Genomic DNA, 3,494 nt, shown 5'->3' with positions numbered 1-3,494 from the left:
TGGTGAGCGCGGGACGCGGGGCTTGCGGCATTCTGCGTGGCGCCGCGCCGCGATAGGCTTCCCGCCGCATGCCCCCCCGCGCCCCCGCCCCCCGCGCTGGCCCCCGGGTGGGGGGGGGGGGGGGGCGGGGGGGGCCCGGCGGGGGGGGGGCGGGGCGGGGCCGGCGACCGCGGTCATCGCCTGCACGGTCACCTGCCGCGCCACGCGAATCCGGTTCTCGGCCTCGACCAGCTCGATCTCGGTCAGGTCCGTCTCGCGCAGGATCTTCGCGAGTTCGCGGATCGCCGCGGGATCGAACGAAACGCCCGCCATCAGGGCTCTCCTTCCTCGGCCAGCAGCTCCGCCATGGCGCGCAGCGCCAGCGCATAGCCCTGGATCCCAAGCCCGGCGATCACGCCTGTCGCCGCCTTGGACACGTAGCTCAGATGCCGGAATTCCTCCCGGCGGTGGATGTTGCTGATGTGGACCTCGATCACCGGCAGGTCCACCGCCTTCAGCGCGTCCATCAGCGCAATGGAGGTATGCGAGTACCCCGCCGGGTTGATGACGATGCCCACGGCCCGGCCGCGGCATTCCTGCACCCAGGTGACCAGCTCGCCCTCGCCATTGGTCTGGCGGAAGTCGATGGCCAGCCCAAGCAGCTCGGCCGTCTCGGCGCAGAGCGCCTCGACGTCGTCGAGCGTCGCGCTGCCATAGACCTCCGGCTGGCGCGTGCCGAGCATGTTCAGGTTCGGTCCGTTGAGAACGGCGATGAGCGGCGGTGTCAAGGGGATGGCCCGTTACGATCGGGGCGGGCCGCATAGCACGGTACCGCGAGCCGGGGGAAGCGCGGGGCGCCCCCGCCCCGGCTTGCCGCCACCCCGGCCGCTCGCCATCTTCGCCCCATGTCCGCCACGGCCATGCTCCGCATCGAGGTGAATGGCGAGCCGCGCGAGGTGCCCGAGGGCGCCAGCGTGGCCGACCTGCTCGGCCTGCTCAACCTCGCCGCGCCCAAGGTCGCGGTGGAGCGGAACCTGGAGATCGTGCCGCGCTCCGCCTGGGCCGCCACGCGGCTGGCCGAGGGCGACCGGCTCGAAGTGGTCCATTTCATCGGGGGAGGGTAGGGCCATGCCCGGTGATGGCATCGCGCAGGCCGACGAGGGCTGGACCGTCGCCGGCCGCCGCTTCCGGTCGCGCCTGGTGGTCGGCACCGGCCGCTACAAGGACCTGGAGGAGACCGCCCGCGCCATCGAGGCCTCGGGCGCCGAGATGGTCACCGTCGCGGTGCGGCGGGTGAACCTCTCCGATTCCTCGGCCCCGATGCTGCAGGACTACGTCCCGCCCGATCGCTACACCTACCTGCCCAACACCGCCGGCTGCCACACCGCGCAGGACGCGGTGCGCACCCTGCGCCTGGCGCGGGAGGCCGGCGGGTGGAACCTGGTCAAGCTCGAGGTGCTGGGCCCGCCGCCCTTCCTCTACCCCGACATGCGCGCCACGCTGGAAGCCGCCGAGGCGCTGATCAAGGACGGGTTCGAGGTGATGGTCTATTGCGCCGACGACCCTGTGGCGGCGAAGCGGCTGGAGGAGATGGGCTGCGTCGCCATCATGCCGCTCGGCGCCCCGATCGGGTCCGGCATGGGGGTGGTGAATCCCTACATGATCAAGGCGATCAAGGCGCAGGCGAAGGTTCCGGTGCTGGTGGATGCCGGGATCGGCACCGCCTCGGACGCGGCGCTCGCGATGGAACTCGGCTGCGACGCGGTGCTGCTGAACTCGGCCATCGCCCATGCCGGCGACCCGGTGCGGATGGCGGTGGCGATGAAGCATGCCGTGATCGCGGGGCGCGAGGCCTTCCTCGCCGGCCGGATGAACCGCGACTACCGGGCCGACGCGTCGAGCCCGCTGTCCGGGCTGATCCGGTAGGCCGGCGCGCCCCGCCAAGCGGATTCGCCTGCCGCCGCCGCCTCCCGCCGGATGACCCGCCGGCCGCCGCGTTCCGTTCCGGGCCTCTTTCCTGCGGCTTCTGCGTTGTTCGGGAAAAAATCTGCGCCGGCCCGGATTTTTCCCTTGCGACCCCCGCCCCCCGCGTCTAGATGCCCCGCCAGACGCAGTACGCACGTGCCTCTGGCCCCAGGCCCACGGAACCGCCGGCCGCTCCCAGGATTAAGGAGCCAGCCCGGACACAGGTCACCGCGGCGCAAGGTTTACGCAACGACGTCAAGCGTTCCGGCACCCGAGGGGGAGACCCCGAGGGCCATTTTCGCTGGTTCGTTGGACCGTTTCGTCAACTGTGGGGCCGCCGCCTTGCTCGGGCGGTCTCCGACTATCGAAGGGGAGTGGGGCGCGATGAACCCGAAGATCGCCGCCTTCCTGCGCACGCACGCACCGGCCACGCCGTGCCTTGTGCTGGATGTGGACACCGTCGAGCAGAACTATCGCCGCCTGCTGGGCGCGATGCCGCTCGCGCGCGTCTACTACGCGGTGAAGGCCAACCCGGCGGCGCCCATCCTGGGTCGGCTCGTCTCCCTCGGCTCGTCCTTCGACGCGGCCTCCTGGGAGGAGATCGAGGCCTGCCTGGCCGCCGGCGCCGCGCCGGAGCACATCTCCTTCGGCAACACGGTGAAGAAGGAAAGCGCCATCCAGGCCGCCTTCGCCGCCGGCGTGACCATGTTCGCCTTCGACTCCGAGCCGGAGCTGCGCAAGCTCGCCCGCTCGGCGCCCGGCGCGCGCGTCTATTGCCGCATCCTGGTGGAGAACAAGGGCGCGGAATGGCCGCTGAGCCGGAAGTTCGGCTGCGAGGCGAAGATGGCCGTGGACCTGATGCGGAAGGCCGCCGAGTGGGGCCTCGACCCCTATGGCATCTCCTTCCATGTCGGTTCCCAGCAGACCCGCACCGACGCCTACCAGGCCGCGATCGGCCAGGCCGCGATGATCTTCAGCGACCTGCGCGACGCCGGCGTGACGCTGCGCATGGTCAATCTCGGCGGCGGCTATCCGGTGCGCTACCGCGCCGAGGTGCCGGGCATCGACGATTTCGGTGCGGCGATCATGGGGGCGATGGCGGAGCATTTCGGCAACGCCCTGCCCGAGATCGTGATCGAGCCCGGCCGATTCATGGTCGGCGACGCCGGCGTGCTGGAGAGCGAGGTCGTGCTGGTCTCCCGCAAGGGCGAGGACGATCCGGTGCGCTGGGTCTATCTCGACATCGGCCGGTTCGGCGGCCTGGCGGAGACCGAGGGCGAGGCCATCCGCTACACGATCCGCACCCCGCATGACGGCGGCGTGGAAGGCCCGGTGACCATCGCCGGCCCGACCTGCGACAGCACGGACACGCTCTACGAGAAGGCCAACTATCGCCTGCCGCTGGACCTGGCCGATGGCGACCGCGTGCAGCTTCTCAGCACCGGCGCCTATGTGACCACCTATGCGAGCCAGGGCTTCAACGGCTTCCGCCCGCTGGCGGAGCACTACATCTGACAGCGGCGTGCCCGCCCCCGTGACGCGGGGGCGGG

4 protein-coding genes and 1 pseudogene are annotated in these 3,494 nt (G+C 71.3%); 3 read left to right on the top strand and 2 right to left on the bottom strand.

Features of this window, described 5'->3' with window-relative positions:
* A pseudogene (locus tag AC1MIR_RS17295) lies at positions 1–312 on the bottom strand (hypothetical protein); the annotation flags it as partial.
* Positions 312–767, bottom strand: a complete 456-nt coding sequence (gene aroQ, locus AC1MIR_RS17290; RefSeq protein WP_480029422.1) for a type II 3-dehydroquinate dehydratase — start codon at positions 765–767, stop codon at positions 312–314. The pseudogene AC1MIR_RS17295 and the gene aroQ, both read right to left, overlap by 1 nt.
* Positions 768–884: 117 nt before the next feature.
* Between aroQ and thiS the strand changes: the two genes are divergently transcribed.
* The 3 genes from thiS (at position 885) to AC1MIR_RS17275 (ending at position 3,459) form a co-directional block, all read left to right on the top strand.
* Positions 885–1,103 (top strand): sulfur carrier protein ThiS, encoded by a 219-nt coding sequence (gene thiS, locus AC1MIR_RS17285; RefSeq protein WP_480029421.1) that lies wholly within the window; start codon positions 885–887, stop codon positions 1,101–1,103.
* A gap of 4 nt (positions 1,104–1,107) precedes the next feature.
* A complete protein-coding gene (locus tag AC1MIR_RS17280; protein ID WP_480029420.1) occupies positions 1,108–1,905 on the top strand; it encodes a thiazole synthase in 798 nt (265 codons plus the stop codon).
* Between the two features lie 423 nt (positions 1,906–2,328).
* Positions 2,329–3,459: a type III PLP-dependent enzyme gene (locus AC1MIR_RS17275; protein WP_480029419.1), complete on the top strand. Its 1,131-nt coding sequence runs from the start codon at positions 2,329–2,331 to the stop codon at positions 3,457–3,459.
* Positions 3,460–3,494: the final 35 nt, after the last annotated feature.

This window comes from Falsiroseomonas sp. RANM36 (assembly GCF_056682175.1).
The sequence above is the reverse complement of the archived record's forward strand: the minus strand, read 5'-3'. Positions and strand labels throughout refer to the sequence as shown.

Coding starts and splice junctions, on each gene's coding strand:
- thiS (WP_480029421.1), top strand. CDS start 885: ATGTCCGCCACGGCCATGCTCCGCATCGAGGTGAATGGCGAGCCGCGC.
- AC1MIR_RS17280 (WP_480029420.1), top strand. CDS start 1,108: ATGCCCGGTGATGGCATCGCGCAGGCCGACGAGGGCTGGACCGTCGCC.
- AC1MIR_RS17275 (WP_480029419.1), top strand. CDS start 2,329: ATGAACCCGAAGATCGCCGCCTTCCTGCGCACGCACGCACCGGCCACG.